The sequence below is a fragment of the Streptomyces sp. JB150 genome (assembly GCF_011193355.1).
Taxonomy (GTDB): domain Bacteria; phylum Actinomycetota; class Actinomycetes; order Streptomycetales; family Streptomycetaceae; genus Streptomyces.
In genome coordinates this window covers 966,013-988,964 of record NZ_CP049780.1, presented here as the reverse complement: position 1 = coordinate 988,964, position 22,952 = coordinate 966,013, and the positions used below count along the sequence as shown (strand labels likewise).

Below are 22,952 nucleotides of genomic sequence, written 5' to 3'. Positions count from 1 at the left end.
GCGACTGTGGCGATCCCCGGGAACCTCCTCTCCGCGGCGACCGAGTCAATGGACCCGTCCATCAGCGGCTGGACCTCCAAGCTGAACTGCACCCTGTCGAGGGGCAGCGGGGGCCGGAACGGGGACGGCTGCCTCGTCGTCAAGAGCGTGGCGGCCGGGGAGGTGCAGGCACGGACCGTCTCCAGCTACCGGATCATCCCCGGCACGACCTATTACGCGTTCGCGGACGCGTCCGGGTCGGTGGGGGAGCGGATCGGGATCCGCTGGCTGACCGCTACCGGCACCGAGGTGAGCATCTCGTGGTCGCTGACGACGACCGGCTCCTCTGCGAGCTGGCACCGGGTGAGCGTGGCCGCGGTCGCTCCGTCGGCGGCGCGCGGCGCCCAGGTGCTGCTGTCGTCCACGCCGGCGGCCGGGAACGTCAACCACTTCTGGGAGAACGTCTACCTCGGCATGCCGATCCGCACGACCGGCAACCTGTTGCCCTTCAACGTGGAGAGCACCGAGGTCGACGCCTCCGGGTGGACAGCCCTCGTCAACGCGACGATCACCCGCCAGGTGCCGGTCATGTCCTGGGCCGTGACGAACTATCTGGCGGGCGGGCACACCCTGGCGATGACCGCGGTCGCCGCGGGTAACGCCGCTGTCCAGTGCGTGGACCGGCCCGCGGTCACACCCGGCCAGGAGTACCTCGCCTACGCCTACCTGCAGCCGCCCGTCCTGTCGGCGCAGGCCTGGATCGAGCTGCGGTTCCACGACAGCAACGGCAACCAGGTCGGCGCCGCACGGTCGACGCTCGCCCCGCCGGGGACGGGCATGTACCGGCAGCGGGTGTCCATGGTCGCCCCTGCCAACGCGGCCACCGCCTCGATCGCCGCCGGCCTCGACGGTGCGGCGGCCGGGCAGGTGCTGCGCCTGGAGACCGTGGTGATCACGGCGGCGCCGCAGTTGCAGGCGGGCACGGTCCTGCCGTATGCGGACGGCAGCTTCGAGCAGGGCGTCGCCGGGTGGACGGTCGCCGCGGGGGTGGCCACGATCGCCCGGTCGACGCCGTGGGGGAGTGCCGCATACGACGGCTCCTACTCCCTGGCCGTCACCTCCTCGACCGCGTCCACCTCTACGCTGCGGTCGACGCGCGTCCCGGTAGCCGGCGGCGTGAACTGGCGTGCGCGGCTGACCGCCCATCCGGCGTCCGGCTCCTGGTCGGGGGTGCTGGTCAGGATCCGCTGGTACGACGCCGCCAACGCCGATCTCGGCGCGTCGGCCGGTACCGCCTACTCGCTGCCTGGCACAGCGTGGTACGGCATGCCCAGCGACGGCGAGGCCCCGGCTGCGGCCACCCAGGCGGCCGTCGAGGTGCTGGTCAACGCCTCTGCTGCGGGCAGCGCCTTGAACATCGACTCGGTCGCTCTCTGGCAGGTGCTGCCCTTGACCGACGTCGACGTCCATCCCGACGGCGGGTACGCGACCCTGACGCTGCGGGAGCTGCCGCTCGACCGTCTGCTGACCGTGTACCGGGTCACCCAGGACGGGGCCCGCACTCTGGTCCGCGGCCCGTCTGGGCTCCTCGACGGGGTGCTGATCACGTCGGACCTGCTGATCATCGAGGATCACGAGGCGCCGCTGAGCACCCCGTTCAGCTACCGGATGGAGATCCACCTCGACTCGGGCGCGCTGGAGTCCACACGCTCATCGGAGGCTGTCACCCTCACGCTGGCCGACGTCAACGAGGCGTGGCTGAAGGACCCCGGCAACCCGCAGCGCAACCTGCGTGTGCTGGTGCAGCGGGCGCCGGAATGGCAGCGGCCGATCGAGCAGAGCAGCTTCGTCGTCCGCGGTCGGCGCAACAAGGTCGTCCTGTCCGGCCGGCGCCAAGGGCTTGAAGGTGACCTGGCCATCTGGACGCGCTCCGACGCCGAGCGGGAGGCCCTGCACCTGCTGCTCGATGATGGCCACGTCCTGCTGTGGCAGGCCGCGCCCGGCATGGGCGTCAGCGACATGTACGTCAACGTCGCCGGCATCACCGAGGGCCGCGTCGGCGCGCTCGCGCAGGAGCAGTGGCGGTCCTGGACGCTGCCCCTCACCGAAGCGGACCGGCCCACCACGATCGGCGTCAACGGCGCCGCTGGCCGCACCTGGCAGGACATCGTCACCGAGTTCGCCACCTGCGCCGACCTCCTCGACGTGTACGCCACCAGCGAGGATCTCCTCCTCGACCGCCGAATGGGGTGATGCGGTGTACCCCGTCAGCGACCGGTTCCTGGCCCAGCTCGCCGAGTCGCACCGCGTGGCCACCCAGGTTCAGCTGTTCCTGACCGACGGCCGCGTCCTCGATCTGGATCACACCGGGGGATCGGTGACGGTGGACCGCAGGCAGGCAATCCGCCGCACCTGCACCGTCACCATCGCCGACCCGACACTGATCCCCCGGACCCCGGCCGACCAGCTCGCCACCTACGGCGCACGGCTGCGGATCTCCCGCGGTGTCGAGTACGGCGACGGCAGTGAAGAGCTGGTGCCGCTCGGCGTGTTCCGGCTGGACTCCGTCGACGGCGACGTCTCTGACGGGCCCGTCACCCTGCAAGGCAAGGGTCTCGAAGCGATCGTCGTCGACGACCGGTTCACTGCCCCGTACACGGCTACCGGGACGGTCGTGGGCGCGGTCACCGCGCTCATCCAGCGCAGCATCCCCGACGCTACGGTCCTCAGCCAGATCACCGACCAGCCCATCGGGAAACGCACGTTCGACGTCGAGGCGGACCCGTGGGCAGGCTGCCAGGAGATCGCCGCCGCCGCGGGCGCGGAGGTGTACACCAACGCGGACGGCGCCTTCGTCATCTCCACCCTGCCCGACCTGCTCACCGCCACCCCCGTGTGGGCGGTCGAGGCCACCGACGGCGGCGTCTACATCTCCGCCAACCGCGCCATGAGCAGCGAGGGCGTCTACAACGGCGTCCTCGCCCGCGGGGAGAACACGAGCGAAAACGCGCCGCCCGTCTCCGCTCTGGCCGTCGACAGCGACACCAGCAGCCCGACGTACTGGGGCGGACCGTTTGGTCGCCGGCCGCTCTTCTACAGCTCGTCGACGCTGACCACGGTCAACGCCTGCGCGCAGGCCGCCAACCTCAAGCTGGCCGCCGCGCGGGCACCGAACGCCTCCGGCGACATCAGCTCCCTGCCCAACCCTGCGCTCGAACCCGGGGACGTGCTGCGGGTGATGCACGAGGACGGCACCCGGGAGCTCCACCAGGTGGCCAGCTTCAGTGTGCCGCTCGACGAGGGCGGCAGCTTTCCGATCTCGACGATCAGCGCGAAGGAGGATGCGTGAAGTCCTCGCATGCTGGCCACCGCGACCTCGCGTGGGCGTTGCAGCAGCAGGCTCGGCGCGCGGGGGAGCGGGCGCCGTCAGTGCGCGGCTCCGACTGGCGGCTCGCCACCGTCACCGCCGTCAACACGGACGGCACCATCGACGCCGACGGCATCGAGGACATCCGCTGCCTCGAGACCTACGCCCTGCCCGCGGTCGGCGACGTCGTCATCCTCGACCAGAACAGCATGGGCAACTGGCTCTGCCGCGGCCGTGCGGCCACCACGTCCGGCTGGACGAACCTCACCTTGGCCGCCGGCTTCCAGAACCCCGGGCACGGCTACACCGCCTCCTACCTGCGGGAAGGACGCCGGATCTGGATGCGCGGCCGCATCGGGCCCACCTCCGGAACCATCGCCGACGGCGCCACCCTCGCCACCCTCCCGGCCGCGATCCGCCCCAGCGCGTCCGTGGCCTGGGCGGTGGCCCGCGACGCCACCGTCGTCCCGGCCACAGTGCGCCTGGAGATCAACACGGCGGGCGTCCTGCGCACCTACCAGTCCAGCAACCTGCCGTCGTGGGTGTCCCTCGACGGGATCAGCTACACCATCTAGGAGGGCCCGTGACCACGACGGACCAGTGGGGCCAGGGCATCGACCTGTGGCAGCTCACCGACCCGCCGTCCATCCCGGACGCCATCCGGGCCCTCGCCGACGGCGTCATCCCGCGCGGTGTTCTCCGCTTCGCGTCCGCGTCCGCGCGCGGCGCCACCCTCGCCGGAGACCAGGCCCCGGTCGAGGGCATGCTGACCTGGCTGCAGGACATCAACCGCCTCGACTTGTGGGACGGCACCGCCTGGACCGCGGTGTCGGTCGGCCAGTCCACCTGGAAGACGATCACCCCCGAGAGCCCGTGGACGCAGAACGGCAACTCCAACGGAAGCCTGCAGTACCGGATCCTCAACATCAGCGGCGAGGAGAGCCTGCAGTTCCGCGGCGCGCTGGGCCGGGCCTCCTACCCGTCGTCGCCGGCGTCGAGCTACGTCGTCAACAACACGGCGCTGCCGTCCGCCGCGCGCCCGTCCACGCTGCGCACGGTTCTCATCCCCTGCTCCGACATCAGCAGCGACCGCATCGCCCTCAAGCTCGACGTCAAGACCGACGGCTACCTGGAAGTCCACGGCTTCGGCAGCAGCGTCAAGCCTCCGTGGATCGGCTTCAACGGCGTCACCGTCAGCCTCTAACCCACCCGCCCGCGCCCCCGAGGGCGTCTTCAGAAGGGGGCCCGCCTTGGCCACACCCATGTCCGCTGCCGACTTCCTCGACTGCCTGCGCGACGAGGGCCTCGACGTCGTCGAGGTCGGCAACTGGGAGACCCACAACCGCAACAGCAAGGGACCGTGGGGCCCCGTCAACGGCATCATGGTCCACCACACCGTCACCCGCGGCAGCGCCACCACCGTCGAGCTGTGCCGCAAGGGCCACAGCAGCCTGCCCGGCCCGCTGTGCAACGGCGTCATCACCAAGGACGGCCGCGTCCACCTCGTCGGCTACGGCCGCGCCAACCACGCCGGCCTCGGCGACCCGGACGTCCTCGCCGCGGTCATCGCAGAGAAGGCCCCGCCCGCCGACAACGAGGCCACCGTCGATGGCAACCGGCACTTCTACGGCTTCGAGTGCGAGAACATGGGCGACGGCAAGGACCCCTGGCCGCCCGAGCAGATCGAGGCCATAGTCCGCGCCATCACGGCGATCTGCCGACGGTACGGCTGGACGGCCCGCTCTGCGATCCGGCACCTCGACTGGCAGCCTGGCAAGATCGACCCGCGCGGCCCGGGCATGGACTGGGACGACATCCTCAACCGCGTCGCCGCCCGGCTCGCCGGCGCGACCCCGTCCACGCCGAAGCCCCCGGCGCCCAAGCCGCTGCCCAAGCCGGTCAAGCCGGTCGTCGACCTGTCCCGGCTGGTCGCTGCAGCCAAGTCCAACCCGGCCGCCAAGGGCACGCCGGTCACGTACAGCGGCGTCCGCACGGTCGAGGCCGCCCTGGTCGACGCCGGACTGCTTGCGAAGCGGTACAGCGACGGCCACTTCGGCACCTCCACGATCGACGCCTACGCCAAGTGGCAGCGCAAGCTCGGCTACCGCGGCAGCGACGCCGACGGTATCCCCGGCCGTGTGAGCCTCGAACGCCTCGGCGACAAGTACGGCTTCGACGTCACCCCCTGATCACTTTGCGGATGCCCGCAAAGTGATGCCCTACCAGCAGAAACGAGAACACCGATGCGTCCTTTCGGCCGTGAGCCCGCGCTCATCATCGCCGCCGTCTCGGCGGGCCTGTCGCTGCTCGTCACGTTCCAGTTCGGCCTGTCCGCCGAGCAGGCCGGCGCGATCGTCGCCGTCATCTCCGCCGTCTTTGCTGCGGCCACGGCCGCCGTGACCCGGCCCATCGCGCCGTCCGCGTTCACCGGCCTCGTCGCAGCGGTCGCCGCGCTCCTCGCTGCCTACGGGTTGGAACTCTCGGCGGAGAAGGTGGGCGCTCTGAACGCCGTTGTCCTCGCGGCGCTCGGCCTGCTGACCCGCGGCCAGGTCTCCCCGGCTCGCCCGTCCTCGCCGGCTACGGCTGAGCCGCCCCGGGCGGTCTGAATGCTGCGCCGGGCGCCCAGCTGGTTCAGTGGGCATCTCGGCACCCGCGGCCCGTTCCTCCTCTTCATGGGCATCGGCAAGGTGTGCTTCGGCGCCAGCTTCATCGTCACCCCGCCCACAACGACCGGCGGCCTCGAGCTGCTGCTGTACTTCGCGCCCCTGCGCTGCTGGGCGTGGGCGTGGATCGTCTGCGGCAGTATCACTTTCTGCTGCGCCTGGCTGCGCTTCGGCTGGGACGGGATGGGCTTCGTCGCGGCTTCCATCCCGCCGGCCGGGTGGGCATTCGCCTACGCCTGGGCGGGACTCATGGACGGCTACACCCGCGGCCTATGGCTGTTCGTCTGGTACATCACATCGCACTGTGGGGTGATCTGGTGCGCATCAAGAGTCCCTCCTAGCGCCGGATCACCCGCGACCCTCGGCCTGGAGGCTGAGGGGAGACCCGGATGAGCGGAGTCTGGGGGATCGTCGGTGCGCTCATCAGCGTCACCGGAGTGATCACGATGGCGGTGCTGACTTACCGGGGGACACGGACAGCGGCGCGGATCAATGCTGGGCCCGCGGCAAAGCAAGTCGACCTGAGCGTCCTACAGGCGTCGGTGGAGCGGCTGGAGAAAGAGTGCACGGAGCTCCGGCAGGAGCAGACCCGCACCCGCGGCGTGCTGTGGTCCATCAGCCGGTGGGCCCTCGTCCTGCGGGACCAGGTGACGGGACTGGGTGGCACGCCGCAGCCGCCACCTGAGGACGTGGAGGACTACTACCGGACTGGAGTGTGACCGTGCCCGACCCGATCCCTCTGCAGCCGCGACACGACGACACGGCGGCCGACATTCGCTCCCTCGTCCAGCTCGGGTGGGAGGAACCGCCGCCCGTACCCGCGCCGTCCATCCCGCCGGTCCTGGAGCCCGATCGGCCGCCCGACGACGAACCCGCGTGAACGCAGCGCCCCGCTCTCCTGCTTCGGCAGGGGAGCGGGGCGCTTCGTCGTGCGCTCAGCCGGTGATCTCGCCTGTGAACTCCGGGAAGTCCAGGTCGAAGTTCTCGCTGCTCCGCTGCACCGTCACCACGATCTTCTTGCCGTACTCCGTCTTTAGCACGTGGTCGGCGTTCTTCGTGGCGGTCACGCCCGGCGCCAGTCGTCCTTCAAGCGGCTGAGACCCGTTCTCGAACATCGTGAACGCCGATTCTCCGCCGTTCGTGGCACCCTCCACGATGAGCGACAGATCGTCCAGGGCGACCGGCTCCTTGCTGCCGTTCTCCAGCTTCAGCGTCACCCGGAAGTCGGTACTGCCGGGCTCCGGCGACTCCAGAAGGTCCTTGTTGAAGTCGGTGAACACCTTCGCGTCGACGACGGTGACCTTCAGCCCGTCGGGCCAGGTGTACGACTCGCCGAACTGCAGGCCTGTCGACTTTGCCCCGGTATCGCTGTCGGGGCTGGCCTCGTCGGCGCAGTGCTCCATCCACTCGGCCTGGTCGAGTGTCTGGCTCGTGCAGTCGACCTTCTCCTGCTGGCTGGCCGGCGTCTTCGTCTTCGAGGCCGACGAGCCGTCGCTGCCGCCGCCTCCGCATGCAGTGAGAGCGGCCAGGAGCATCGCGGCCACAGCCGCAGTAGCGCGAACGCGCATCATTCCCCCCAAGGTTGAACGTCAAAACACCGTAGACCACATGGGCCCTACAGGTTCCCGTCCGTCACCGAGCCGTGACGACGACGCCCCGCTCCCCTGCCAAAGCAGGGGAGCGGGGCGTGTGATCGTGATCAATGGTACTTGCGGCGGTGGGCGCGGACACTAGCAGGCGCTCCCGCGTACTCGCAGGTCTCGCAGACGACCCAACCGCCTTTGTCGACTGCAGCGTCGAGGACCGACTTCCCAGGGCCGAAGCCGTGATGTTGCAGGAGCTGAGCCACGGAGCTGCCGTAGCGAACGGCGAGGAGCGCTGCTTCTGCCGTCTTGTCGTGGCCGCGGGCGAAGAAAGATCCAAGTCCGACGCTGGCCCCGCATCCACAGAAGCACATGCCGGTGGGGATGAGTCGTTCAGTGGTGTCTGTCATGCCGTCAAGGTAGGGCTCCTTAGTCGCCCGCTAAGCCGGTTGGCCAAGGTTGAACGCACTCGACCCAACGGCGTCGCTTCAAGACGGGTTCGAGCACTTCGCCCTCGATAACATGCCATATCGCGGGCGGAAAAACGGTACAATTAGACATGCCTCCAGTCCCCTGCCTCCGCCCCTGCGGACCACGCCGATGCGACTTCTGCGGCGGCTGCCCGGACCATGACTGCCTGCGCGACGACTGGGCGGTCCTCGCTCACATCGAACACTTCGCCCCCTTCGCGTCGCCCGGCGAGACGGCTTGCGAACACATCGGCGGCCCCGCCCACTTGGTCGGCGACCCATACCCGCCAGATATCTGCCTCCTCCCGATAGGTCACAACGGCAAGCACCGCTCGCCGAAAGGGTGGTCGTGGCCGCAGGAGCGAGAGGACAGCCGCTCATGACCGTCGCGCCCCCGTCGGCGTGCCGCTGGTGCAGCGTGGACCAGAGGGAGCATGCCCAGCGCTGGAAGCCGCCGGTCGGCTGGCACAAGTGGGAGCCGCCGACCCAGGATCAGATCAAGGCCCGCATGCTTGCGCGACGGACAGGAACGAAGCGTTGACTGAGGCTCATTTCCCTGCACCGCGCCACCCGGACGCCACCCCCGCCGCATACGACGCTGCGACGCTCGCCGTCCTGCACGCCATGGAAGAGGCAGCCGAGAAGCACCTCGACGCCATCCGCCCCCACAACACCAAGCGCGGGTACGCCAACGACTGGGCACTCTGGGAGGAGTTCCACGACTGGCTCGCCGAACGGACCAGGCAGGCGTTGCCGCTGACCGCCGTCACCAAGGGCACGCTCGTCGGGTTCGTCGTCTGGCTCGACACCATCAAGCTCGCCGCGCCGAACTCCATCGACCGCCGCATCACCGGCGTCACCGTAACGGCGCGGAACGAGCACGGGGTAGAGGTGCCCAAGGCCGCCACCGTCGCCGCCCGGCAGGCACTCAAGCCGCTGAAGAACGACCCCGAACGGCAAGCGCGCGGACGAGGCAAGGCCGCCGCCGCCACCCCCGAGCAGCTCCGCCAGATGAACGCCGCCGTCGCCGGCGGACTCACCGGACTCCGCGACCGCGCCCTCTGGCTCATGGCCTTCGCCATCGCCGGACGCTCCGCCGAAGTCGCCACCCTCCGAGCCGACACCATCGTCCACGTCAGCCAGGGCCTGGAGGTCCACGTCCCCGCCGTGAAGGGCCGACCGCCCCGGGACGTCGTCGTCCACTACGGAAAGAACCCCGACACCTGCCCCGTCCGCGCCTGGCTCACCTGGCGCGCCGCCGCCGGCATCAGCTCGGGGCCTGCCTTCCTGCCCATCACCGTCCACGGCCGCCTCGGTGATCGAGCCCTCTCCCCGGAAGCCGTGCGCGAGATCATCGCCCGCAACGCCGAACGCGCCGGACTCTCCGTCCGCCTCACCGGCCACTCGATGCGGGCCGGATTCATCACCACCTCTCGACGCGCAGGCAAGCGGGAGGAGAAGATCCGGGAACAGTCCGGCCACGCCGAGAACAGCCCCGCCTTCTGGGGCTACATCCGCGAAGCCGACAAGTGGACCGACGCAGCATCGGAGGACATCGGCCTATGACCACGTCACTCAGCAAGTTCCTCAAGACCACCAGGCCCGGCCCGGCGCACCGGTGCGCCGGCTGCAACACCTTCAGTCTCCGCACCCACACAGCCCCGGCCACCCAGGAAGACGAGGTCATCTGCACCAACCCGAGCTGCGGAGAGTCCCCGCTTCACCGCGAAGCCTGACCACCTCGTGTCACACTGACCCTGGCCCGTCGAGCATCGCCCGTCTCGGCGGGCCTTCTGCGTGCCGTGAGAAACCCGTGGCCGATATCTACCGCCGTGGCTGGATGTGATGCATTGTGGTGCGCACGGGATCACCCTGACCCCCGGTGATCCCCCTCGCTGGGCCCTGCCGTCTGCTGCGGACGGCGGGGCCCGCCGCGCCTCCCGGCTCCCCACGGGAGGCCCGCGGCTGCCCTGAGCCGGACGGGCTGCGCCAGCCGCGTGCCCGCCATAGGCTGGACCCTGCTCGGGGCAGGCACTGGAGGTCACCTCATGCCCCGCACCATCTGGTCCGGCGCCATCTCGTTCGGCCTGGTCACCGTGCCGATCAACGTGGTCAGCGCCACCGAGAACCACAGCATCCAGTTCCACCAGTACCACCTCGAGGACTTGGGCCGCGTCCGCTACAAGAAGGTGTGCGAGCTGGAGGACCGCGAGGTCCACCAGTCCGAGATCGGCAAGGGCTACGAGCTCACCAAGACCCAGGTCATCCCGATCACGGACGAAGACCTCAGCAACCTTCCCCTGCCCACCGCCCGCGCGATCGAGATCGAGGCCTTCGTGCCGCTGGAATCGATCGACCCGATCCGCATCGGCGAGGGCTACTACCTCCAGCCGAAAGAACAGGTCGCCGCCAAGCCGTACAAGCTCCTCGTCCAGGCCCTCGGCCGCTCCTCCAAGGTCGCCGTCGCCAAATACGCCTGGTCCGGGCGGGAGCGTCTCGGGCTGCTCCGTGTGAAGGACGACGTCCTGGTGCTGCACTCGATGCGCTGGCCCGACGAGATCCGCGACCCCGCCGAGCTGCTACCTCCGGCGGTCGAGGTGGGCGACGACGAGGTCGACGCCGCCCTGCAGCTGATGGACAGCCTCACCGTCGACGAGCTGGAGGGCGACGAGTTCCGCGACCGGTACACCGAGGCCATCGCCCAGATCATCGAGGCCAAGCGGGAACACCGCGAACCGCCGGCCATTCCGGAGCCGGAGCAGCCGGCGCAGATCGTCGACCTCATGGCCGCCCTCCAGGAGTCCGTCAGCAAGGCAAAGGCGTCCCGAGGCGAGGACGCCGAGGTCCACGAGCTGCCGAAGAAGACGACGAAGAAGCAGCCCGCCAAGAAGACCGCGGCAAAGAAGACGGCGAAGCGGCCCCGAAGCGCCTAGCCGTCGAGGAACCCCAGCTCCGAGTCAGGCCGGCAGGCGCTGCACGCCTTCACCCCGTCGGCGAGAGCGCGCAGCGCGTCGTCCCGGCCGATACCGCAGGTGCGCTTCCCGGCGTTCCAGCAGCCACCGACGTGCACCTGCACGGGCGGCGCGTCGCGGTTCAGGCCCAGCTCCAGCAGCCAGTCGGGCGGCGCCGGCCGGGCAGTGAGGCCGCGCTGCCGCTCCGCCTCCCGCCGCTCGGCGTCCGCGATCTGCCGCCGCACCCGGTCGAGGGTGTAGACGAGCCACGTCTCCAGCGTGCGGAGGCGCGGCAGGTCAGGCGGCAGGTCGTCCACCCCCTCAGCTTGCACCAAAAATCGAACACATGCTCCCATCGAGATATGGCAAGGCACCGCGTCGACTACCTCACCGACACCCAGGAGCGCATCCTCCGCTACATCCGCGAACAGATCACCGAGCGCGGCGAGGCCCCCACCGTCGCCGAGATCGGCGACCATGTCGGCATGACCAGCCGGGCCTCCGTCCACTACCAGCTCGTCGAGCTGGAGACGAAAGGCGCGATCGCGCGCGAGCCGCGCCGGTCGCGCGGGATCCGGCTGCTGTGACCGGCCCCGGCCGCTACCACGTCACCCTGCTGCTCGCCGGCCGCCCCACTCTGCACGGCTGGTGGGATGACGAGCCGACCGCCCGCCGCCAGACCGCGAGCCTCATCGGCCAGTACAGCCAGCCCGGCGCCCGCGTCACCCTCGTCGACGAGGAGACCGGAGCGGTGTTGACGACGTGGCCTCCAGAGCCGTGAACTCTGCCATGCTTCCCGCATGATCCATGAGGAAGAACCCGCGACAGCAGAAGACGAGGGCGGCTTCGAGGATGTGGACGCGGACTTCGCCGACCCAGGGCCTGGGGGCACCTACGTGCTGTCCTCGCGGCGTCTCGGCGTTGTCAGTGGCGGGCCGTACAGTGAAGAGATCCAGTAGACCCGAGACAAGCCGGGTGTGCTGCTGCTGGTCCCGCCCCGGCGTGATGCACTGGGGCGGACTGCTGTCAGCCCTCCGCGTGCCGGACGGCCCTCTTCAGCTCCATCTCAACGTCGTACCGCGACAGCCCGGTCTCCCCGGCGAGCGCGGTCACGGCCTCATGCACAGCCGCCGCGGTGTCGACGGTCAGCTGCCCAGCCTGGATTTCCGCCCAGGCACGGGTCTCCAGTGCGATCAGGTCGTCAGGGAGTTCGATTGCCACGGCCGGATCCTACGCCGCCGCAGCCACCCCGCCGCGCATCGCCGCCGCGTACTCCCGCAGCAGCTCCTCGTACTCGCCGCGCTCCACATCCGACAGCCGCCGGCGCGTCCGCTCCAGCAGCGCACGAATCTCCGCGTTCACGGCCTCAGCAGGCCGCACGCCGACAGGCGGGGGAGTGGTGGGCATGGCGATCAGCGTAGCCGCCGGGTCTGACAGCGGGCTACGGATTCCCGGCGGGCGGCTGACCAACGTAGGTGCCGCGGCCCTGCACCGTCCACACCACGCCCTCCTCGACCAGCACGGCGATCGCCCGCCGCACCGTCGTCCGGGCCAGCCCGTACTCCTGCACCAGCCGCGTCTCCGACGCGATCGGCCGGCCCTCCGCCCAGTCCCCGCGCGCAATCCGCGCCCGCAGGATCTCGGCGAGCTGCCGGTACGGGGTGACCGGGCCCTCGTGGTCGATCTCAGCGTCTGGATCCATGGCCATGAGCTCGACGCTAGGCAGGCCCGTACAGGTCAGCATCAGGAGCTACGTGTCGACACGTAGCGAGACAGGGCGATACAAGTCGGCGTAGCCTGCAATTGCAGGACCCCCGCGACCGCGGACACGGCCCGGGGGCATGGCCGACGAGCACAAGGCGGTGCGTCGACGTGGACGAGAGTAGAGACGCCACACCCCCAGCCGAAAGTGGGCCGACCGTGGCAGCTGCCAGTCGGCTCGCCCCACCGCAGGAGGCTTACGCCCGCTACACCCACCACGCCACCCGCTGCTGGGCTTGCCGCGACATCGACCAGCGGTGCAGCACCGGAGAGCAGCTGTACCGTGCCTGGCGCCAGCGGCTGGACCGGGCCGCGCACAAGGTCAGCGGGTGCGATTAGTCGCGCGGCGGGAGAAGGTCGGCGGGGTGAACGTCCAGCGCTTGGGCGATCAGCAGGAGATCCGCGTACCGCGGGTCGCTGACAGCTCGCTCGTACCGCTGGACGGTGCGCCGCTCCACCCCCATTAGGGCGGCTAACTGGTCCTGTGACAGGCCGGCGGCTCGGCGGCGTTCAGCGATGCGGTCGCCGAGGGCGAGTTGCTCGGAGCGGACCCAGTCGGGGCGGGGATGTCGGCGGGCTGGCACTCGACAAACCGTTGAGGCAAGTCGATCATGTGTCAGTACCTAAACTGTCGCTTCGCATGACGTGCCAGCCTTGCGGCGATCTGGCATATGCCGCAGGGCTCGATGTACTGTCCAGAGATCGAACACATGTTCACCTGATCGGGTGAACCGCGATTGAGCAGGTGTCCGCAATCAGCCAGCGGGAATCCCGCCAGTGCGCCCCCCATGCACACCTAGCCAGCCAACATCATCAGGAGATCCACCATGCAGCGACAGCAGATCCTCGACCTGTACACGTGGAGTCCAGGGGTCTGCTTCCGTCATCCTGAGAAGGGTGTCACCCGCACCACCCCCATCAAGACCCTCCACCCCCGCGACGACGGCTCTCACGAGATCCGCGCCTGCGAAGACTGCCTCATCGCCATGGAGGGCATAAGGCGCGAGAAGGCCGCCCGCGCGGGGAGCGAGTACGAACCCGGGCACGTCGGCGAGTGTGGTGAGCAGAGGGCTTGAGTGGGTCGTTCTCCCTGGCTGGAGCGGATCTGCGCGGGGATTTTTCAGGGGGCAGCCAGGGAGCGCGAGCCCGTCAGGGAGTGGTGAGGGAGTGTGAGCTATCTCCCTTCGTATGCACTCGCCTCATCTCGTCTCACCACATCTCAGCACGTCAGCGACCTAAGGCAGGCCACCCGAGGGAAGGGTGCAGGCCGCGCGCCGTCACGACCGAGATGACGGTCGTCTGGACCCTGCGCCCCAACAGCTGAGGCACCCCGCCCACGAGGCCACGTCGCAGGCACCTTTCAAGGCGCCAGGGGGCGGCACCACGAAGGGCACGGCCGTACGAGGAACGAGCACGGCCACGGTGCCTGTGGGACGCGGCGCTGTCACCGTGACCCGGTAGGCTTCACCGGCGTGCGCCCGCCCGGGCGCATGCCGGTCCACGCGACGGGAGGGAAGCTGCGGTGCACGTCCAGGAATGGCTCGAGACCGTACCCGCGGTCAGCATCTACGCGCTGGTGGGAGTGGTCATCGGTCTGGAGAGCCTGGGCATCCCGCTGCCGGGCGAGATCATCCTCGTCTCCTCGGCCCTGCTCGCCTCCCAGCACGGCGACATCGACCCGGTGATCCTCGGCGTCTGCGCCACCGCGGGCGCGATCATCGGCGACTCCATCGGCTACGCCATCGGCCGCAAGGGCGGACGCCCGCTGCTGGCCTGGCTCGGCCGGAAGTTCCCCCGGCACTTCAGCGAGGGGCACGTCGCGACCGCCGAGCGCTCGTTCGAGAAGTGGGGCATGTGGGCCGTCTTCTTCGGCCGGTTCGTCGCCCTGCTGCGCATCTTCGCGGGCCCGCTCGCCGGCGTCCTGCGCATGCCGTACTGGAAGTTCGCGATCGCCAACGTCCTCGGCGGCATCCTCTGGGCCGGCGGCACCACCGCGGTCATCTACTACGTCGGCGTGGTCGCCGAGGCCTGGCTCAAGCGGTTCTCCTGGGTCGGCCTGGTGCTGGCCGTGTGCGTCGGCCTCACCTCGATGCTGATGCTCAAGCGCAAGGCGAAGAAGGCGACGGCCGCGGCGCCGCAGCAGCCGGCCGAGCCGGTGCCGACCGCGGCCGACTGAGCCCGACGACGCCCCCGGGCGGCCGACGGAACCGTGTCCCAGGTTCCGTCGGCCGGCCACCTGTGCGGTACCGGCAGGTGAACCCCTCGGTCACCGAGGCCGGTAGGCGGTGGCCAGCACGGAGACGGTGACCCGGGTGGGCACGACGCCGCCGTCGTGCAGGTCCGCACGGCTCACGTGGCGTGCACTCGGCGTCATCGCCACCAGGTCCAGGGCTTCCGGCCTGGTCAAGGACGCGCAGTACTCCACCCGTTCTGTGACGACGACCTCGAAGTAGGGGTCGAGCGCCTGGTGCAGGCGTTCTTCCTTGGCCGGGTCGACCGTGACCATCGCGGGCACCTGGCCACGCAGCTCGGCCAGGTGCCGCCCGGTGGGCCGTACGACGATCAGCCGGCCGGTCGGGCGCAGTACGCGGTGGAACTCGGCCGGGTTGCGTGGCGCGAACACGTCCAGCACGACGTCGGCCGCCGCGTCGGCCAGTGGGAAGGGACGGAAGACGTCCCAGGCCACCGCGGCGGCTCGGTCGTGGACACGGGCGGCCGAGCGCAGTGCGCGCACCGATGTGTCCAGCCCCAGACCACGGGCGCCAGGCAGCTGATCGAGGACGCCGGCCAGGTAGTAGCCCGTGCCGCACCCCACGTCCACCACCGTGCCCTGCTCACACACGGCGTCGGCCGCCAGGCGGGCCGCGATGTCGCGAACGGGCGCGTAGGTGCCGGTCGACAGGAACCGGTCCCGAGCCCGGACCATGGCTGCGTCGTCGCCGCTGGTGGCGCGGGTGCCCGTCAGCAGGCTCGCATAGCCGTGGCGGGCGATGTCGAAGGCATGGCCCACCGGGCAACGCAGTGCACCGTGGCCGGCGTGGAGGCGGCGCGTACGGCAGGCCGGGCACCGCAGCAGGTCGAGGGACAGATCGAGGGCAGGGGGAAGCGACACGGGCACGAGACACTCCTGGCAAGGGGCGAAGGGAAGGGATCGTGCCTGCGCGAGCAGAGTGTCACTGCCTCAGGAAGGAACGGGCAGCATCGGGACGTGCATGCACGCGACAGGCACACCAAGGAGGGCGACGCCGTCCGGCATCGCCCTCAGCGCCTTCCGGTCACAGGAAGCAGCAGTGCGGGGTGCTCATGAATGCAACGTCATCAGTCTACGAGCACGGCGAAGCCCTTCATGCCCCCGCCCGGAGTTGCCTTCGTGCCTCCGCCCAAGAGCGGGGAGACAGGCTCAGCCCCCGGTGTCCCCCTCGGTGTGCGCCTCGCCGTGCGCCTTGGCCAGCTCCGCGTACATCGCGCCGTTCAGCGTGATGCCCTCGCGCTCCTCCTCGGTCAGCTCCCGCCTGACCTTGGCGGGTACGCCCGCGACGAGCGAGCCCGGGGGCACCCGCATCCCCTGCGGCACCAGCGCCTGCGCCGCGACCAGCGAACCGGCCCCGATCACCGCGCCGTTCAGCACGGTCGCGCCCATCCCGATCAGGCAGTCGTCCTCCACCGTCGCGCCGTGCACGACGGCGTTGTGCCCGATGGAGACGCGTTCGCCGACGGTGACGGGAGAACCGGGGTCGGCATGCAGCGTGCAATTGTCTTGGACGTTGCTGTTCGCGCCCACCGCGATCCGCTCGACGTCGCCGCGCAGCACCGCCCCGTACCAGACGCTCGCGCCCGCACCCAGCGTCACGTCCCCGATCACCGTGGCCCCCGGCGCCACGAAGGCCTCCGGGTGGACTGCCGGTTGTCTGCCCCCGATCGCCCTGATCAGCGCCTGGTGCGTCATCGTCGCCTCCTCGTCGTCGAGTACCCCCGCACCGTACGCCACCCGGTAGGGTGAAGATCACAGGGCTCCGGCCCCGTACGGCACCCCCGCCGTGAGTACCGTGAGCGGGTGCCGAAGCCCAAGAACACGTCTTCGTCCCGGCGCCGCCGCCTGGCGCAGCGCGTGGTCCACGCGGGCTGGGCGTGGGTGCAGCGCGCCGGCTCGGTCACCGCCGAACAGCCCGGCCGGTTCCGCTTCGGCGCCATCGGCACCGGCACCCGGCTGGCGTTCCCGCTCGGCACGGTCTTCGGCGAACCCTGGATCCACCTCGGCGCGTACTGCATCGTCGGCGAGCAGGTCACCCTGACCGCCGGTCTGATGCCGGACCTCGACCTCGGCCCGGAGCCGATCCTGCGCATCGGCGACGGCGTCGTCCTCGGCCGCGGCAGCCACGTCATCGCGGACACGACGGTCACCATCGGCAGCGACTGCTACTTCGGCCCGTACGTCTACGTCACGTCCACCAACCACTCCTACGACGACCCGCACCAGCCGATCGGCAAGCAGTGGCCGCGCATGGAGCCGGTGGAGATCGGCCCCGGCTGCTGGATCGGCACCGGCGCGGTGATCCTGCCGGGCGCGCGGATCGGGCGGAACGTCGTGGTCGCGGCCGGCGCGGTGGTGCGGGGCACGGTGCCCGACCACGCCGTGGTCGCGGGGGCGCCCGCCCGGGTCGTACGGCGCTGGACGCCCGCGGAGGGCTGGCAACCGCCGCTGCGCACCCCGGCGCCGGTGCCGATACCGGACGGCGTGACCTCCGATCAGCTGCTGACGCTGGCGGGGCTGGACGAGGAGGCGGTGGCCCGGCTGGCGGAGCTGGACGACGCGGACGTGACCGGCACGGTCGACGCGGTCGACGCGGAGTCCTGACCCGCGCGGTGGCCGCCGGCGGCGAGCCCGTGGCCGGCCGTCACCCGGTGGCCAGCAGCAGGGAACCGGCGAGGGCCAGTGCGGCGCCCGCGGCCTGCACCGCGCGGAGCCGTTCGCCGAGGAAGCCGCGCGCGGCCAGGGCGGTCACGACCGGGTAGAGGGAGGCGAGCACGGCGGCGACCGTGACGGGCCCGTGCCGGGCGGCGAGCGCGTACGTGCCGTTGGCCGCGACGTCGGCGAGCCCGACGAAGGCGAGCGCGGGCAGCGCGCGCCACGGGAAGCCGTCCGCCGGAAGGGCGGGGGAGCCGCGCCGCACCGAGACCCACAGGGCGGCGCCACCGGCCACGACATTGGTGACCCGCTGGACGAACAGCGCGAGGAACAGCCCGGTCACCGTGGTCGACGCCTCGGCGATCAGCGCCATGACCGCGCCGAACCCGAACGCCGCCAGCAGGGTCAGCAGCACGGCCTGCCGCTGCACCGGGGCGCCGCGGAACTGCGGCCCGCCCGCGAGCACCACCCCGGCCACGGCCACCGCGATCCCGGCGAGCTGGAGCAGTCCCGGCCGCTCGCCCAGGACGAGACCCACCCCCACGGGCACGGCCACGCCCAGCGAGCCGAGCGGCGAGACCACGCCCATGGGTCCGAGGGCGAGCGCCTTGTAGAAGGCGAGCATCGCCACCGGGCCCACCAGGCCGGCGCCGACGGCGAACCACAGCCGCGGTCCGGCCTCGCTCCAGCCGCCGGTGGCGACCACGAGCGCGCCGAGCACGACGACGGCGACGGACTGCGAGACCACGACGACCGTGAGCGCGGGCGTGCGCCGGGTCAGCAGGCCGCCGCCGAAGTCGGCCAGGCCCCACAGGAGGCTGGTGGCCAGGGCGAAGAGTGCTGTCACGGGTCGCCTCGCAGTACAGTTCGGTGAACGATCGAGTACACCCCACCGTAGTTCAGTGAACTGAACTCTGTCATCCAAAATATTGGACGGAATGTGTCGGACCTCGACCTGCTGACCCAGTCCCTGGCCCGCAACGTCAAGCGCTGGCGCGCCGAGCGGGGCTTCACCCTGGACACGCTCGCCGCGCGGGCCGGAGTCAGCCGCGGCATGCTCATCCAGATCGAACAGGCCCGCACCAACCCCAGCCTCGGCACCGTCGTCAAGATCGGCGACGCGCTCGGCGTCAGCATCACCACGCTGCTCGACTACGAGCAGGGGCCCAAGGTCCGGGTCGTCCCCGCTGACCAGGCCGTCCGGATGTGGCACACCGAGGCGGGCAGCTACAACCGGCTGCTCGCCGGCGCCGAGGCCCCCGGCCCGCTGGAGCTGTGGGACTGGCGGCTGATGCCGGGGGAGTCCAGCTCCTCCGACCCGCACCCCGCGGGTACCGTCGAACTCGTCCACGTCACGGCCGGGGAACTCACCCTCACCGTCGACGGGACCGAGTACCGCGTCCCGGCCGGCGCCAGCGCCTCCTTCGAGGCCTCCGCCCCGCACACCTACGGCAACGACGGCGACGTCCCGATGGAGATGGTGCTCGCCGTCTCGGTCCCGCCCGTCGGCTGAGACGCCCGGACTCCCGCCGCCGTACGGCTGTTACCGTGCGGCCATGCGCGCACCCATCGGAGACTTCGACCAGGCCACCCCCGCCCCCGACTGCCTCGACGAACTGACCCGCCCGGTCGCCGACGCCGTACGCCGGTGGACCGGGGCCGTCCCCGCCGAGCAGATCCTCTACGTCGACACCGACCAGCGCTGGGCCGACACCGCCGTCTTCGTGGAGCACTACGGCCGGGAGCTGCTGGAGCAGTCCGCGAACTGCGTGGTCGTCGCCGGGAAGCGCGGAGGCGAGAGCACCCTCGCCGCCTGTGTGGTGCTGTCCACCACGCGGGTCGACGTCAACGGCGTGGTCCGCCGCCGGCTCGGCGCCCGCAAGGCCTCCTTCGCGTCCATGGACACGGCCACCGGGGAGACCGGCATGGAGTACGGCGGCATCACGCCGATCGGACTGCCCGCCGACTGGCCGGTCCTGGTGGACTCCGCGGTCGTCGACCTGCCGTACGTCCTGGTCGGCAGCGGACGGCGGCGCGGCAAACTCCTCGTGCCCGGCAAGGCGTTCGCCGAGCTGCCGGGCGCCGACGTGCTGGACGGGCTGGGCCTGCCCGTCTGACGCACGGCGCACGGCTCGCGGCGCACGGCTAGCGGTGCGCGGCGTGCGGTGTGCGGCGCCGCGGCTCAGGTCCGCGCGTGGTCGAGCCGCGTGCCGGGGGGCTGCGCGTGCCGGTGCGGTGCGTGGTGGGCCAGCGCCAGGTGCGGGTCCGCCTCGCCCGGCGCCGGTGCCGGATCGGCGTGCACCAGGGCGGCGGTGAGCCGCGGTACGGCGTGCAGCAGGGCGTGTTCGGCGTCCACCGCGATCGCGTGCGCCTCGCGGACCGTCGCCTCGCCGTCCACGACCACCGCCACCTCGGCCCGCAGCCGGTGCCCGATCCAGCGCAGTCGCAGCTCGCCCACCCCGCGCACGCCCGGCACCGTGCCGAGTGCCCGCTCGGCGCGGTCCACCAGCGCCGGGTCGACGGCGTCCATCACCCGCCGCACCACCTCGCGCGCCGCGTCCCGCAGCACCGCGACGATCGCCGCGGTGATCGCCAGTCCGACGAGCGGATCGGCCAGGTGCAGGCCGAGCGCCGAGCCGCCCGCGCCCAGCAGCACGGCCAGCGAGGTGAAGCCGTCGGTGCGGGCGTGCAGGCCGTCGGCGACCAGCGCGGCCGAGCCGATCTCGCGTCCCACGCGGATCCGGTACCGGGCCACCCACTCGTTCCCCACGCACCCCACGAGCGCGGCCACCGCCACCGCCGGGACGTGCGTCACCGGACGCGGATCGAGGAGCCGCTCGACCGCCGTCCACCCGGCGAACGCGGCGGACGCGGCGATGGTCAGCACGATCACGATGCCGGCCAGATCCTCGGCGCGGCCGTAGCCGTAGGTGAAGCGCCGGGTGGCCGCGCGCCGGCCGAGCACGAAGGCGATGCCGAGCGGTACGGCGGTCAGCGCGTCCGCGGCGTTGTGCACCGTGTCGCCGAGCAGCGCCACCGACCCCGACAGCGCCACCACGACGGCCTGCGCCAGCGCCGTCACGCCGAGGACCGCCAGGGAGACCCAGAGGGCGCGGATGCCGCGGGCGGAGGACTCCAGGGCGGAGTCCACTTTGCCGGCGCTGTCGTGGGAGTGGGGGGTGAGGAGGTGGGCGAGGCGGTGGCGGACGCGACGGACGCCGTGAGGGCGGTCGTCGGGGTGGGAGTGGCGGTGAGGGTGCTCGTGGCCGTGCGGGTGTGGGTGAGGGCGGTCGTGACGGTGGTCGTGGTCGTGGCCGCTGTCGTGGGGGTGGTCGCTCACGGGGTGCTCCTTCCGGTGCGCGGCGGAGGGCGGGTGCGCGGCACCCTCCGCCATTATGTGCGCGAGAGCGCACGCATGCACCTGTCACCTGCGCGGACTGCGCAGCAGCGCATCCCGCGCCGGGCCGTGTGCGGGGGGCACGACCGCGCGGGATGCTCCGGACCCCGCGGGCGCCCGGTCATCGGGAGGTGTGCGGCGTGATGCCCAGGTACTGCTCCGCGAACGCGGTCGCCGCGCGCGGGGAGTCGGAAAGACGGCGCAGCCGGGCGAGCGTGGTCCCCGCGCGGTAGGGGTCGCCCGAGGCCGTGCCGTGGTACACCTCGGACAGCCACTGCGAGAACTCCTGGCAGTCCCAGACGCGCTCCAGGCAGGCCGCCGAGTACCCGGCCAGTCCTTCGCTGTCGCCGCGGGTCAGGTGCGCGACGAGCGCGTCGCCGAGCAGGAACGCGTCGTGCAGGGCGAGGTTCATGCCCTTGGCGGCGATCGGCGCGGTCAGATGCGCCGCGTCCCCGGCCAGGAACAGACGGCCGTACGTCATGGGCTCCACGACGTAGTTGTGCATGTCCAGCACCCGCTTCTCGATCAGCCGTCCCTCGGTCAGCGGCGGGGCGTCCGCCGCGCCGAGCCGCAACCGCAGCTCGGCCCAGACCCGCTCGTGCGGCCAGTTCGCCGGGTCGTCGCCGGGCGGGCACTGCAGGTAGTAGCGGGTGACCTCGGGGCTGCGCGCCATGTGCCCGGCGAACCCGTGGGGGTGGACGCCGAACACCACGCAGTCCGAGGAGGGCGGCGCCTCGGCGAGCAGGGCCAGCCAGCCCACGCCGTAGTCGTGCCGGGCGGTCCGGGCCGCGTGCGGGGGCAGCGCGGCGCGCGTCACGCCGCGCGCCCCGTCGCACCCCGCGACGAAGGCGCAGCGGATCAGCTGCCGTTCGCCGCTCTCCGGGCACAGGTACGACACCGACGGACGGTCGGTGTCCAGGTCGTGCAGCCGTACGTCCCGCACCCCGAACCGGATGTCGCCGCCGCGCACGTCCGCGTACTCCCGCACCAGGTCCGTCACCAGCAACGGCTGGGGATAGACGAAGTGGTGATGACCCGTCAGCTCGGTGTACGGCAGCCGGTGGCGCCGGCCGCCGACGCGGAACTCGCACCGGGTGTGCCGCTGGGCCCGCGCCAGCAGGTTGCCCGCCAGGCCGTGCCGCTCCAGGCCGCGTACCGCCCACTCCTCCAGCACCCCGGCCCGTGGCCGCCGCTCGATGAACTCCCTGCTCTCCGCCTCCAGCACCACGCAGTCCACCGAGGCGGCCCGCAGGATGTTGCCGAGGGTGAGCCCGGCGGGCCCGGCGCCGACGATGACGACCGGAAAGCCTTGCGGGGACGGGAAGTTGGCGTGGGGGGTGCTGGTCACCCGAACATTATGGCGGTCAGCCGAGCCGCGGGATCTCGATGGCGGGGCACCGGTCCATCACCATGTCGAGCCCGGCCGCGCGGGTGCGCTCGTACGCCGCCTCGTCGATGACGTCCAGTTGGAACCAGACCGCCTTCGCGCCCTTCGCGACCGCCTCGTCGGCGACGGCTCCGGCGAGGTCGCTGTTGACGAAGACGTCCACGACGTCCACGTCGAAGGGGATGTCGGCGAGCGAGGCGTACCCCTGCTCCCCGTGCACCGTCTCCGCCTTCGGGTGGACGGGCACGACGCGCTTGCCGAAGCGCTGGAGCACGCGGGCGACGCCGTACGCCGCGCGCCGCTCGTTGTTCGACAGACCCACCACGGCCCAGGTGTCGCCGCTCTCGGTGAGGATCTTGCGAACGGTGGCTGCGTCGCCGTACACGGGGCCTCCCGGGCCTTGGGGCTTCTCCTGTCGCTTCGGGTCCCGAAGCGCTTCGAGCAGGACAACGGCCGAGGGCGGACGAAGATTCCCGGCCCGCGCACCT

Annotated in this window: 32 protein-coding genes; 20 read left to right on the top strand and 12 right to left on the bottom strand. The window is 71.3% G+C overall.

Annotated features, from left to right (window positions below; all coding sequences use genetic code 11):
* The first annotated feature begins 6 nt into the window (after positions 1-6).
* The 8 genes from G7Z13_RS33290 (at position 7) to G7Z13_RS04610 (ending at position 6,728) form a co-directional block, all read left to right on the top strand.
* Positions 7-2,232: a hypothetical protein gene (locus G7Z13_RS33290; protein ID WP_206313002.1), complete on the top strand. Its 2,226-nt coding sequence runs from the start codon at positions 7-9 to the stop codon at positions 2,230-2,232.
* A gap of 4 nt (positions 2,233-2,236) precedes the next feature.
* Positions 2,237-3,328, top strand: coding sequence for a DUF5047 domain-containing protein (locus G7Z13_RS04640; protein ID WP_206313001.1), 1,092 nt, complete (start codon positions 2,237-2,239; stop codon positions 3,326-3,328).
* Entirely contained in the window at positions 3,325-3,921 is a 597-nt protein-coding gene (locus tag G7Z13_RS04635) for a hypothetical protein (RefSeq protein ID WP_165994879.1), read from the top strand. The genes G7Z13_RS04640 and G7Z13_RS04635 overlap by 4 nt, the downstream gene beginning before the upstream one ends.
* Before the next feature lie 8 nt (positions 3,922-3,929).
* The gene (locus tag G7Z13_RS04630; RefSeq protein WP_165996289.1) at positions 3,930-4,550 is read left to right on the top strand and encodes a hypothetical protein; all 621 of its coding nucleotides are present in this window, start codon (positions 3,930-3,932) and stop codon (positions 4,548-4,550) included.
* Between the two features lie 46 nt (positions 4,551-4,596).
* Positions 4,597-5,535, top strand: coding sequence for an N-acetylmuramoyl-L-alanine amidase (locus tag G7Z13_RS04625; RefSeq protein WP_165996287.1), 939 nt, complete (start codon positions 4,597-4,599; stop codon positions 5,533-5,535).
* Positions 5,536-5,589: 54 nt separating this feature from the next.
* Entirely contained in the window at positions 5,590-5,952 is a 363-nt protein-coding gene (locus G7Z13_RS04620) for a hypothetical protein (RefSeq protein ID WP_165996285.1), read from the top strand.
* 66 nt (positions 5,953-6,018) lie between these two features.
* The gene (locus G7Z13_RS04615; protein WP_240926114.1) at positions 6,019-6,402 is read left to right on the top strand and encodes a hypothetical protein; all 384 of its coding nucleotides are present in this window, start codon (positions 6,019-6,021) and stop codon (positions 6,400-6,402) included.
* Positions 6,399-6,728: a hypothetical protein gene (locus G7Z13_RS04610; protein ID WP_165996280.1), complete on the top strand. Its 330-nt coding sequence runs from the start codon at positions 6,399-6,401 to the stop codon at positions 6,726-6,728. Before G7Z13_RS04615 ends, G7Z13_RS04610 begins: the two co-directional genes overlap by 4 nt.
* Before the next feature lie 216 nt (positions 6,729-6,944).
* Here G7Z13_RS04610 and G7Z13_RS33285 read toward each other — a convergent pair whose 3' ends face one another.
* Positions 6,945-7,553 carry a hypothetical protein gene (locus tag G7Z13_RS33285; RefSeq protein WP_206313000.1) on the bottom strand — a complete coding sequence of 203 codons (609 nt, stop codon included), beginning with the start codon at positions 7,551-7,553 and terminating at the stop codon, positions 6,945-6,947.
* 1,046 nt (positions 7,554-8,599) lie between these two features.
* On the opposite strand from G7Z13_RS33285, the gene G7Z13_RS04600 reads away from it, so the two are divergent.
* The 3 genes from G7Z13_RS04600 (at position 8,600) to G7Z13_RS04590 (ending at position 10,995) form a co-directional block, all read left to right on the top strand.
* The gene (locus G7Z13_RS04600; protein ID WP_165996278.1) at positions 8,600-9,628 is read left to right on the top strand and encodes a tyrosine-type recombinase/integrase; all 1,029 of its coding nucleotides are present in this window, start codon (positions 8,600-8,602) and stop codon (positions 9,626-9,628) included.
* Positions 9,625-9,798: a hypothetical protein gene (locus tag G7Z13_RS04595; RefSeq protein WP_165996276.1), complete on the top strand. Its 174-nt coding sequence runs from the start codon at positions 9,625-9,627 to the stop codon at positions 9,796-9,798. The genes G7Z13_RS04600 and G7Z13_RS04595 overlap by 4 nt, the downstream gene beginning before the upstream one ends.
* A gap of 312 nt (positions 9,799-10,110) precedes the next feature.
* Positions 10,111-10,995: a Ku protein gene (locus G7Z13_RS04590; protein ID WP_165996274.1), complete on the top strand. Its 885-nt coding sequence runs from the start codon at positions 10,111-10,113 to the stop codon at positions 10,993-10,995.
* Here the strand turns inward: G7Z13_RS04590 and G7Z13_RS04585 are convergent.
* The gene (locus tag G7Z13_RS04585; RefSeq protein ID WP_165996272.1) at positions 10,992-11,330 is read right to left on the bottom strand and encodes a DUF6233 domain-containing protein; all 339 of its coding nucleotides are present in this window, start codon (positions 11,328-11,330) and stop codon (positions 10,992-10,994) included. The genes G7Z13_RS04590 and G7Z13_RS04585 overlap by 4 nt on opposite strands.
* A gap of 45 nt (positions 11,331-11,375) precedes the next feature.
* Between G7Z13_RS04585 and G7Z13_RS04580 the strand changes: the two genes are divergently transcribed.
* From G7Z13_RS04580 to G7Z13_RS04570, 3 genes are read left to right on the top strand one after another with little or no spacing between them, the layout of a single operon-like run.
* Positions 11,376-11,600, top strand: coding sequence for a hypothetical protein (locus G7Z13_RS04580; protein ID WP_165996271.1), 225 nt, complete (start codon positions 11,376-11,378; stop codon positions 11,598-11,600).
* Positions 11,597-11,794: a hypothetical protein gene (locus tag G7Z13_RS04575; protein WP_165996269.1), complete on the top strand. Its 198-nt coding sequence runs from the start codon at positions 11,597-11,599 to the stop codon at positions 11,792-11,794. The genes G7Z13_RS04580 and G7Z13_RS04575 overlap by 4 nt, the downstream gene beginning before the upstream one ends.
* A gap of 19 nt (positions 11,795-11,813) precedes the next feature.
* Positions 11,814-11,972, top strand: a complete 159-nt coding sequence (locus tag G7Z13_RS04570) for a hypothetical protein (RefSeq protein ID WP_165996267.1) — start codon at positions 11,814-11,816, stop codon at positions 11,970-11,972.
* 67 nt (positions 11,973-12,039) lie between these two features.
* On the opposite strand, the gene G7Z13_RS04565 is transcribed toward G7Z13_RS04570, so the two are convergent.
* From G7Z13_RS04565 to G7Z13_RS04555, 3 genes are read right to left on the bottom strand one after another with little or no spacing between them, the layout of a single operon-like run.
* Entirely contained in the window at positions 12,040-12,234 is a 195-nt protein-coding gene (locus G7Z13_RS04565; RefSeq protein WP_165996265.1) for a hypothetical protein, read from the bottom strand.
* A gap of 9 nt (positions 12,235-12,243) precedes the next feature.
* Positions 12,244-12,420 (bottom strand): hypothetical protein, encoded by a 177-nt coding sequence (locus G7Z13_RS04560; RefSeq protein WP_165996263.1) that lies wholly within the window; start codon positions 12,418-12,420, stop codon positions 12,244-12,246.
* A gap of 34 nt (positions 12,421-12,454) precedes the next feature.
* Positions 12,455-12,721: a GntR family transcriptional regulator gene (locus tag G7Z13_RS04555; protein WP_165996262.1), complete on the bottom strand. Its 267-nt coding sequence runs from the start codon at positions 12,719-12,721 to the stop codon at positions 12,455-12,457.
* Between the two features lie 212 nt (positions 12,722-12,933).
* On the opposite strand from G7Z13_RS04555, the gene G7Z13_RS04550 reads away from it, so the two are divergent.
* Entirely contained in the window at positions 12,934-13,113 is a 180-nt protein-coding gene (locus G7Z13_RS04550; RefSeq protein WP_165996261.1) for a hypothetical protein, read from the top strand.
* On the opposite strand, the gene G7Z13_RS04545 is transcribed toward G7Z13_RS04550, so the two are convergent.
* A complete protein-coding gene (locus G7Z13_RS04545) occupies positions 13,110-13,358 on the bottom strand; it encodes a helix-turn-helix transcriptional regulator (protein ID WP_165996259.1) in 249 nt (82 codons plus the stop codon). The genes G7Z13_RS04550 and G7Z13_RS04545 overlap by 4 nt on opposite strands.
* A 243-nt stretch (positions 13,359-13,601) precedes the next feature.
* Here G7Z13_RS04545 and G7Z13_RS04540 point away from each other — a divergent pair, with 243 nt between their 5' ends.
* Together G7Z13_RS04540 and G7Z13_RS04535 are read left to right on the top strand one after the other, a co-directional pair.
* Entirely contained in the window at positions 13,602-13,850 is a 249-nt protein-coding gene (locus tag G7Z13_RS04540; RefSeq protein WP_165996258.1) for a hypothetical protein, read from the top strand.
* 446 nt (positions 13,851-14,296) lie between these two features.
* Entirely contained in the window at positions 14,297-14,950 is a 654-nt protein-coding gene (locus tag G7Z13_RS04535; protein WP_165996256.1) for a DedA family protein, read from the top strand.
* Between the two features lie 90 nt (positions 14,951-15,040).
* On the opposite strand, the gene G7Z13_RS04530 is transcribed toward G7Z13_RS04535, so the two are convergent.
* Positions 15,041-15,892, bottom strand: a complete 852-nt coding sequence (locus tag G7Z13_RS04530; RefSeq protein ID WP_206312999.1) for a methyltransferase domain-containing protein — start codon at positions 15,890-15,892, stop codon at positions 15,041-15,043.
* 282 nt (positions 15,893-16,174) lie between these two features.
* A complete protein-coding gene (locus tag G7Z13_RS04525; RefSeq protein WP_165996252.1) occupies positions 16,175-16,720 on the bottom strand; it encodes a gamma carbonic anhydrase family protein in 546 nt (181 codons plus the stop codon).
* Positions 16,721-16,828: 108 nt separating this feature from the next.
* Here G7Z13_RS04525 and G7Z13_RS04520 point away from each other — a divergent pair, with 108 nt between their 5' ends.
* Positions 16,829-17,629 carry an acyltransferase gene (locus G7Z13_RS04520; RefSeq protein ID WP_165996250.1) on the top strand — a complete coding sequence of 267 codons (801 nt, stop codon included), beginning with the start codon at positions 16,829-16,831 and terminating at the stop codon, positions 17,627-17,629.
* Between the two features lie 40 nt (positions 17,630-17,669).
* Here G7Z13_RS04520 and G7Z13_RS04515 read toward each other — a convergent pair whose 3' ends face one another.
* Positions 17,670-18,527, bottom strand: coding sequence for a DMT family transporter (locus G7Z13_RS04515; protein ID WP_165996248.1), 858 nt, complete (start codon positions 18,525-18,527; stop codon positions 17,670-17,672).
* Positions 18,528-18,620: 93 nt separating this feature from the next.
* On the opposite strand from G7Z13_RS04515, the gene G7Z13_RS04510 reads away from it, so the two are divergent.
* Entirely contained in the window at positions 18,621-19,193 is a 573-nt protein-coding gene (locus G7Z13_RS04510; protein ID WP_165996247.1) for an XRE family transcriptional regulator, read from the top strand.
* A 43-nt stretch (positions 19,194-19,236) separates the two neighbouring features.
* Positions 19,237-19,797: a YbaK/EbsC family protein gene (locus G7Z13_RS04505; protein ID WP_165996245.1), complete on the top strand. Its 561-nt coding sequence runs from the start codon at positions 19,237-19,239 to the stop codon at positions 19,795-19,797.
* Positions 19,798-19,862: 65 nt separating this feature from the next.
* Here G7Z13_RS04505 and G7Z13_RS04500 read toward each other — a convergent pair whose 3' ends face one another.
* From G7Z13_RS04500 to G7Z13_RS04490, 3 genes are all read right to left on the bottom strand, one after another.
* Positions 19,863-21,020: a cation diffusion facilitator family transporter gene (locus G7Z13_RS04500; RefSeq protein ID WP_165996243.1), complete on the bottom strand. Its 1,158-nt coding sequence runs from the start codon at positions 21,018-21,020 to the stop codon at positions 19,863-19,865.
* Between the two features lie 178 nt (positions 21,021-21,198).
* Positions 21,199-22,425 (bottom strand): 4-hydroxybenzoate 3-monooxygenase, encoded by a 1,227-nt coding sequence (locus tag G7Z13_RS04495; RefSeq protein WP_165996241.1) that lies wholly within the window; start codon positions 22,423-22,425, stop codon positions 21,199-21,201.
* Between the two features lie 16 nt (positions 22,426-22,441).
* A complete protein-coding gene (locus tag G7Z13_RS04490) occupies positions 22,442-22,849 on the bottom strand; it encodes a CoA-binding protein (protein ID WP_165996240.1) in 408 nt (135 codons plus the stop codon).
* Between the last annotated feature and the right edge of the window lie 103 nt (positions 22,850-22,952).

Excerpts from the sequence above, each read along its gene's own strand:
- G7Z13_RS04620 (WP_165996285.1), top strand. The coding sequence starts at position 5,590 with ATGCGTCCTTTCGGCCGTGAGCCCGCGCTCATCATCGCCGCCGTCTCG.
- G7Z13_RS04615 (WP_240926114.1), top strand. The coding sequence starts at position 6,019 with ATGGGCATCGGCAAGGTGTGCTTCGGCGCCAGCTTCATCGTCACCCCG.
- G7Z13_RS04610 (WP_165996280.1), top strand. The coding sequence starts at position 6,399 with ATGAGCGGAGTCTGGGGGATCGTCGGTGCGCTCATCAGCGTCACCGGA.
- G7Z13_RS04595 (WP_165996276.1), top strand. The coding sequence starts at position 9,625 with ATGACCACGTCACTCAGCAAGTTCCTCAAGACCACCAGGCCCGGCCCG.
- G7Z13_RS04590 (WP_165996274.1), top strand. The coding sequence starts at position 10,111 with ATGCCCCGCACCATCTGGTCCGGCGCCATCTCGTTCGGCCTGGTCACC.
- G7Z13_RS04580 (WP_165996271.1), top strand. The coding sequence starts at position 11,376 with ATGGCAAGGCACCGCGTCGACTACCTCACCGACACCCAGGAGCGCATC.
- G7Z13_RS04570 (WP_165996267.1), top strand. The coding sequence starts at position 11,814 with ATGATCCATGAGGAAGAACCCGCGACAGCAGAAGACGAGGGCGGCTTC.
- G7Z13_RS04560 (WP_165996263.1), bottom strand. The coding sequence starts at position 12,420 with ATGCCCACCACTCCCCCGCCTGTCGGCGTGCGGCCTGCTGAGGCCGTG.
- G7Z13_RS04555 (WP_165996262.1), bottom strand. The coding sequence starts at position 12,721 with ATGGCCATGGATCCAGACGCTGAGATCGACCACGAGGGCCCGGTCACC.
- G7Z13_RS04540 (WP_165996258.1), top strand. The coding sequence starts at position 13,602 with ATGCAGCGACAGCAGATCCTCGACCTGTACACGTGGAGTCCAGGGGTC.
- G7Z13_RS04525 (WP_165996252.1), bottom strand. The coding sequence starts at position 16,720 with ATGACGCACCAGGCGCTGATCAGGGCGATCGGGGGCAGACAACCGGCA.
- G7Z13_RS04505 (WP_165996245.1), top strand. The coding sequence starts at position 19,237 with ATGCGCGCACCCATCGGAGACTTCGACCAGGCCACCCCCGCCCCCGAC.